Origin of the sequence: Idiomarina sp. UBA4206 (assembly GCF_002383015.1) — a bacterium.
Classification (GTDB): domain Bacteria; phylum Pseudomonadota; class Gammaproteobacteria; order Enterobacterales; family Alteromonadaceae; genus Idiomarina; species Idiomarina abyssalis.
This window is the reverse complement of sequence record NZ_DFTS01000037.1, coordinates 58,255-64,719: the sequence shown is the minus strand read 5'-3', so window position 1 is coordinate 64,719 and position 6,465 is coordinate 58,255. Positions and strand designations below refer to the sequence as shown.

The 6,465-nt window shown below is 50.2% G+C and carries 7 protein-coding genes; all 7 read left to right on the top strand.

Features of this window, described 5'->3' with window-relative positions:
• On the top strand, nt 1-527 hold a 527-nt coding region (locus B3180_RS07835), incomplete at its 5' end, for an aromatic amino acid lyase (protein ID WP_286843881.1).
• Nucleotides 524-934, top strand: coding sequence for an acyl-CoA thioesterase (locus B3180_RS07830; RefSeq protein ID WP_278358571.1), 411 nt, complete (start codon nt 524-526; stop codon nt 932-934). The genes B3180_RS07835 and B3180_RS07830, both read left to right, overlap by 4 nt.
• Complete coding sequence (locus B3180_RS07825) at nt 931-1,461, top strand: LolA family protein (protein ID WP_278358572.1); 531 nt, start codon at nt 931-933, stop codon at nt 1,459-1,461. The genes B3180_RS07830 and B3180_RS07825 overlap by 4 nt, the downstream gene beginning before the upstream one ends.
• A 6-nt stretch (nt 1,462-1,467) precedes the next feature.
• Nucleotides 1,468-3,696 carry an MMPL family transporter gene (locus B3180_RS07820; protein WP_278358573.1) on the top strand — a complete coding sequence of 743 codons (2,229 nt, stop codon included), beginning with the start codon at nt 1,468-1,470 and terminating at the stop codon, nt 3,694-3,696.
• Nucleotides 3,697-3,706: 10 nt separating this feature from the next.
• Nucleotides 3,707-4,942, top strand: coding sequence for an NAD(P)/FAD-dependent oxidoreductase (locus B3180_RS07815; protein ID WP_278358574.1), 1,236 nt, complete (start codon nt 3,707-3,709; stop codon nt 4,940-4,942).
• Nucleotides 4,933-5,526 (top strand): DUF3261 domain-containing protein, encoded by a 594-nt coding sequence (locus tag B3180_RS07810; protein ID WP_278358575.1) that lies wholly within the window; start codon nt 4,933-4,935, stop codon nt 5,524-5,526. The genes B3180_RS07815 and B3180_RS07810 overlap by 10 nt, the downstream gene beginning before the upstream one ends.
• On the top strand, nt 5,507-6,465 hold a 959-nt coding region (locus B3180_RS07805; RefSeq protein ID WP_286843877.1), incomplete at its 3' end, for a beta-ketoacyl synthase N-terminal-like domain-containing protein. The genes B3180_RS07810 and B3180_RS07805, both read left to right, overlap by 20 nt.

The following is a 6,465-nucleotide window of genomic DNA, read 5'->3' as shown; positions in this document are numbered from 1 at the left end:
CGATGAAAACGGCTGTGGCGAACTTGGCGGACCTGCATGATCGGCAAATGGCGCTGCTGATGGACACGAAAATGAACCACGGTTTGCCCTCTAATTTGTCTGCGGCAGAAGGCGAGAGAACATCCATTAACCATGGCTTTAAAGCGGTGCAAATTGGCTGCTCAGCCTGGACCGCCGAGGCATTGAAATTAACCATGCCCGCCAGTGTCTTTTCGCGTTCAACTGAGTGTCATAACCAGGACAAAGTGAGCATGGGTACTATTGCTGCCCGTGACTGTATTCGTATTCTGGAGCTGACCGAACAGGTGGTTATCGCAACCTTGCTGGCAGCTTATCAAGGCGTTGAGTTGCGCAAGCGCATAGCAGAGAAGCCTGTGAGCCCATCGTCTGGTGTTGTTGAAATGCTTGAAAGCCTGGCCAGCCAGTTTGACCTACTGACGGAAGACCGTCAGTTAGAGCCGGAGTTACGCTATTGGCTGACCCAGTTACGATTAAAAGTCTGGAACTTGTATCAGGAGCCAGCATGAAACAAACCAGTTTGACTATTGATGTTCCCTTTTTCGATGTCGACGCCATGCACGTTGTCTGGCACGGGCATTACATAAAATACATTGAAATGGCGCGCAGCGAGTTGTTGCGCACCTTCAATTATGACTATCCGGATATGGAAGCCAATGGTCATTTGTGGCCAATTGTCGACTTACGCTTAAAGTACGTTGCGTCGGCTACTTACGGACAGCACATAAGGGTAACTGCCACTCTGGCTGAGTGGGAACACCGACTGAAGATGAATTATGAAATTCGCTGTGTTGAGAGTAACGAGCTATTAACTAAAGCCACCAGTGTGCAGGTAGCCGTGTGTAAAAAAACGCGCGAAATGCTGTTTGAATCCCCTGACATTGTGTTTGAAAAGCTGGGGGTTGAGCGCTCATGATGCGTTTATTGGTGGCAACGGTGTTCTTTATGGTCTCAGCAGTTACTTCTGCCGAGGACGATAACTCGTTAAAGGCGCTGTCGGCATTAGAGAAGCAATCAGAGCCGTTGCCGCTGTCGCTGGACTTCCATCAGAAAAAACAGTTGTCAGGGCTGCCGAGGCCTTTGGTGAGTTCGGGGCAACTGGATATTAGTACGGATGAAATTATCTGGACAACCGAGCAACCTCAGCAGCAGGAATTGACCATAAACCGTCAGGGTATTTTTGAGCAGGGCGGTGCGGAGTCGATAAGTGGCAGTGACACCATTGCGCAGTTGTTATTGGCTATTTTGCAACAGGATGAAGCGGTGCTTAAGCAGCAATTCAACCTGTCGGTAGAGCAAGAGTGTGTGGTGATGGTGCCAAAAGCAGACGCGCTGGCCAGTGTGATTGAAAAAATCCACAGCTGTGGAGATCATCGCGTTGAACTTGTGGAGTTGTTTGAGCAAAACGGTAACACCACCCGTATTGAACTGAGCCAAAGGTAACATGGAATGAAAGGCGCACGCGCCGCTAGGGCGCCTCGATTACTGCTGCTGTTTGTTTTCATTACTATTGTGGTATCGGGGCTTTTTATGCAGTTGCCGAATACGCAATGGAGCAGCAGTCTGGCAGATGCTCTGCCTAATGAAGTCTCTGATCTGCAGCGCAGTTATTTAAAAAGCCAGCAACCTAACTCGCAGCAATTGTTGCTGGGGTTTGAATCGAAGCAGCATTCCGAAACTGAGATTCTTAAGGTTGTGCAGGAGCAGTTACGTCAGCTGTTCCACGTAGAACCCACCCTACAACTGGCTGAAATGACAAACCCAAAAGCGGTATTGTCATTTTATCAACAGCAGGCTGGACGACTAGCAACGTTTCGTGACAGGCAAATGCTTGCAAGTGGTGACTATGGAGCGTTGGTTGCTCGCGCCCAAAAAACCTTACAAAGTCCCGCCCCGGTTTTAACACCGCTGCAAAGCGATCCGCTATTACTGACACAGCGCTTTATACAGCAATTACCAGACTTAATGCCGGGGTATGAGAGCCACGGCGGGCTTTATACTCGTTCGTCAGAATCAACCCGACAGGTATTGGTACCGCTGCGTATTGCAGGCGATGCGTTAAGCGTGAACCAGTCCGGGCAGTCCGTTAAGGCAATAAATGACTTTACCAGTAAAGTTACTGAGCAGTTGCCCGGTATTCAGCTCTATAAAAGTGGATTGCTGTTTCATTCCGATGCGGCAGCAAAACAGGCCAAAAAAGAAATGACCTGGTTTGGTGGGCTGTCTCTTGTGGTGGTACTGGCTCTGTTACTCTGGGTTTTCCGTTCGGGGCAGCAGTTGTTCTATACGCTGCTGTTGTTGGGTGTGTCGGCAGCGACGGGTCTATTGGTCACTTTGTTACTAAGCTCCCGGCCGCATGTGCTGATGCTGGTGTTTGCGACCAGCTTTATCGGCTTGTGCATTGACTACGTTATTCATGGCTTTATTGCCCGCAGTCATGGGAAAACGGCCTGGTCTGTACTGAAACCGGCTTTATGGCTCAGCGGTTTAACCACTGTTTTAGGTTATGTCTTACTTCTGCTGCTGCCTTTACCTTTATTGCAGCAATTAGGCATTTTTATGGCAGTGGCTTTAATCACTGCTATGACTCTGGTGGTGACGACGCTGCCATGGTTGCCGGAGCCAAAAGAGCCGGCCCCGCGCTGGCAGCAGTTCTGCCTCAATATGACCAAGCTTTACCGGCAGATGCGTAACAAAACCACAACACATTGGTTAAGTGCTATGGCTCTGACCACCCTGGGCTTGCTGGTGTGGTCATTTACCGCTAATGATAACGTCCGGTTACTGGCCAGTTCACCGGAGTCGTTGCTGCAGCAGGAAAATCATTTGCGGGAAACCACCGACTTTTATTTTCAGCCCGATGTACTGTTGGTGGCTGGCGAAACGAAGCAGCAAGCGCTAGAGCGTACCGGCGACTTAGCCAACTTGAACGGCAGCGTCAGTCTTTACGATTACGTGTTGCCGGTGTCAGAACAGCAACAAGTGGTGGAAGGTCAGCAAAGCCTTTTTAAAAGCCAGGCCGGCGAAGGCTATCTGCAATGGTTGGGTATCGACGCGCCTGCATTCAACGGCACCCCCCAGAAACACCCTTTAGAAAACCAGTTCTTATACCCAGCCGAAGCAGGCTGGATGAGCGTTGTCCGGCTAAAACAGCCATTTAGTTCGGGTGATATTAAAGAGATACCAGGCAGACTGGAGCATTTTAACCCCATTGAGCATGCATCAGACGCATTGACCGAATATCGGCATTCCATGCAGCTATGGCTCATTGCTTTACTGGTCGTTTCTTTACCCATACTGGCGCTATTTTTACGCTCACAACAGAGTCATAAGCAGCGTGTTCAGGCGGCATGGCAGGTTACCTGTGTTATGACGCTGTCGGTCGCAACAGCGTTGCTGCTGGCTCAGCTAATACAACCTCTGAACTTGTTTCATTGTATTGGCGCTATGTTCGTATTGGTGCTTAGTATCGACTACGGCGTTTTCTGCGCAGGGCGTTTAAAGCGACAGCATGCGCTGCAGGCCATTTATCTGTCAGCTTTCACTACCATGGTGGCTTTTGGTGCATTAAGTTTCAGCTCAACGCCAGCCATTGCTGCTTTCGGTATTATTGTTTTAATTGGGGTCTTTATGAGTGCCCTGTTCAGTCCGTTGATAATAGAGTCGCCTGATAGCTAAGGAAAGAATCATGCAGGAATCGGTTTATGATGTGGCAATTATTGGTGCAGGGCCCGCAGGGGCAACTGCTGCTGCCATGTTGGCAAAGGCTGGAAAGAGTGTGTTGGTGGTTGAGAAGCAGAAGTTTCCGCGATTTTCTATTGGCGAAAGCCTGCTGCCCCAGTGCATGACCTTTATTGAAGAAGCCGGGTTGCTGGACACGGTGCTGGAAAACGCAGAGCGGCTGGGGTTCCAGTACAAGGAAGGTGCCGCTTTTTATTATAACGGCAATAAAGTGGACTTTGACTTCCGCAAAAAATCCAGTGAAGGGCCGGGCACTACTTATCAGGTTAAACGTGAGCATTTTGATCAGTTACTGGCGCAGGGCGCGGCAGAGAAAGGTGCAGAAGTCAGACACGGTATTGCGCTGGAAGCCATTGATTTTAGTGACCCGGATGCGGTTAAATTGAGCTTGTCCAGCACCACCGGGAAGACGGAATCAAAAGCTCGTTTTGTGCTGGATGCCAGTGGTTTTGGTCGAGTACTGCCGCGCTTATTGTCGTTAGAGTCGCCGTCGGACTTTCCAGTGCGCCAGGCCGTTTTCTGTCATGTGAAATCTGAACTTACCGGCGGACACTTCGACCGGACTAAAATTCTCATCACGGTGCACCCACGGAACCCTGAAGTTTGGTACTGGCTCATTCCTTTTGCAGATGGTACCGCCAGTATTGGTGTTGTTGGTGCCAGTGAGTACTTTGCAGAAAAGGACAGCGAAAAAGAAGCGCTGTGGAAATTGGTGGCAGACGAGCCTTACCTGCTTGAAGTGTTAGGCGAATACAAGGTAGTTCGTGCTGAACAGCGTATTACTGGCTATTCAGCCAATGTGGATCGTCTCTATGGCGACCGGTTTGCGTTGCTCGGTAACGCCGGTGAATTTTTAGATCCGGTTTTTTCTTCGGGGGTGACCATTGCAATGCAGTCTTCATCGCTGGCGGTGCCGTTGGTGCTTAAAGAGCTGAATAATGAGCCCCAGGACTGGCAGAAGCAATACAGTGACCCTTTGCGTGTCGGTATTACAACCTTTCGCACTTTTGTAAAGGGTTGGTATGATACCCGCTTTCAGGATGTCATTTTTTATCCTGACCAGCAGCAACAGGTGAAAGCGATGATTTGCTCAATTCTGGCTGGCTACGCATGGGATACCAACAACCCTTATGTTCGCGATAGCGAGCGGCGCTTGAACGTATTGGCGGAGCTATGCAGCTAGTATCTCTTAAAGGCGTTTTCTTACTGCTGGTAATGACCATCCTTGCCGGTTGCCAGTCGTTGAGTGGGCATTCCGTTCAGGTGCCTGTTGCCGACGGGAGTTACCAACTGCAGCACAGCTGGCCGGAAAAGCCTGTGCAGCTATGGCAGAAGGTAGAGTGGCAAAAAGGGCAGCAGCAACGCACTCTTATGGTTTCGGCTGTTTTTGGTAATGAGCGACTGTTGTTGGTTGCGTTGTCTCCACTTGGACATGAATTATTTCGCAGCGAGATTACTCAAGCGAACGGACTGAGCTTTAAGGGCAGTGAAGCTTTTGACGATGCGCGCCTGGCTCTGCAGGTATGGGCAGATTTGCAAATGGCGCTGTGGCCGCTCGATTTTGTTAATTCAAATTTAGACGGTATGAGCTTACAGACCACCCAGACAAAACGTGAACTTTGGCATAACGGCCAGTTGCTATGGTCAGCAGCTAATGACGATGCCAGTCTGCAACGGGTTATTCAGAATAAATCCATGGGTTATCAATTGGTGATAACAACCCTAGAGTATGAGCTATTAGAAACTGATGACAGTAACACTGAGTGAACCGGGCGCTATTTGTGCGTCGGGCCACAATTGCGAGACCATTTGGCAGGCAGCACTAACGGGCGAGCAGGCCGGCTTGAGGGCGTCTGCTTTCGTTACCAACGATGGCACTTCGCTATTTGCCGGGCAGGTAGCGGATGACAAACTGCCAAATATAGACAGCCTGCCGCCGGCAATGCGAACCCGGAATAATCAGTTGGTTGCGGCGGCCTTACAGCAAATTAAAGAGCCACTGCAGGCGCTGATAAATAAGCTGGGCTCTGATCGAGTAGGCGTGATTCTGGGCACCAGTACATCGGGCATAGCTTCGGGTGAAGAAGCGTTAGCACATGATGAAACAAAAGGTGGCCTGCCTGACTCGTTTTATTACGCCATGCAGGAAATGCTCGCACCGGCAGAAAGTGTTGCTGAATTAATGGGTATTACCGGTCCGGTTTACAGCCTTTCTACGGCCTGTTCGTCCAGTGCCCGTGCCTTTATGAGTGGCCGATCTTTATTGCGCTCAGGTATGGTCGATGCAGTGGTTGTTGGCGGTGTTGATTCTCTTTGTCAGCTGACTTTAAATGGTTTTAAAGCGCTGGAGTCGACGTCGACGGGGCGCTGTAACCCCTTTAGCGCGAATCGCGATGGTATTACTATTGGTGAAGCTGCCGGGTTATTTATAGCAACCCGTACAGAAGACAATTTACAACCGCCCTTGGTAACTTTAACTGGTGCCTGCGCTACGTCCGATGCTCATCATATGTCCGCACCACACCCTGAAGGGCGTGGCGCCTTAGCGGCTATGCAGGGGGCGTTGTCAGATGCTGAACTGAGTGCCGAGCAGCTTAGCTACATCAACCTGCATGGCACGGCCACACCACTGAACGACAAAATGGAAGCTTTTGCAGTGAATGAACTGGGTGCTTCGCAGGTTCCGGCCAGTTCTACAAAGGCGCT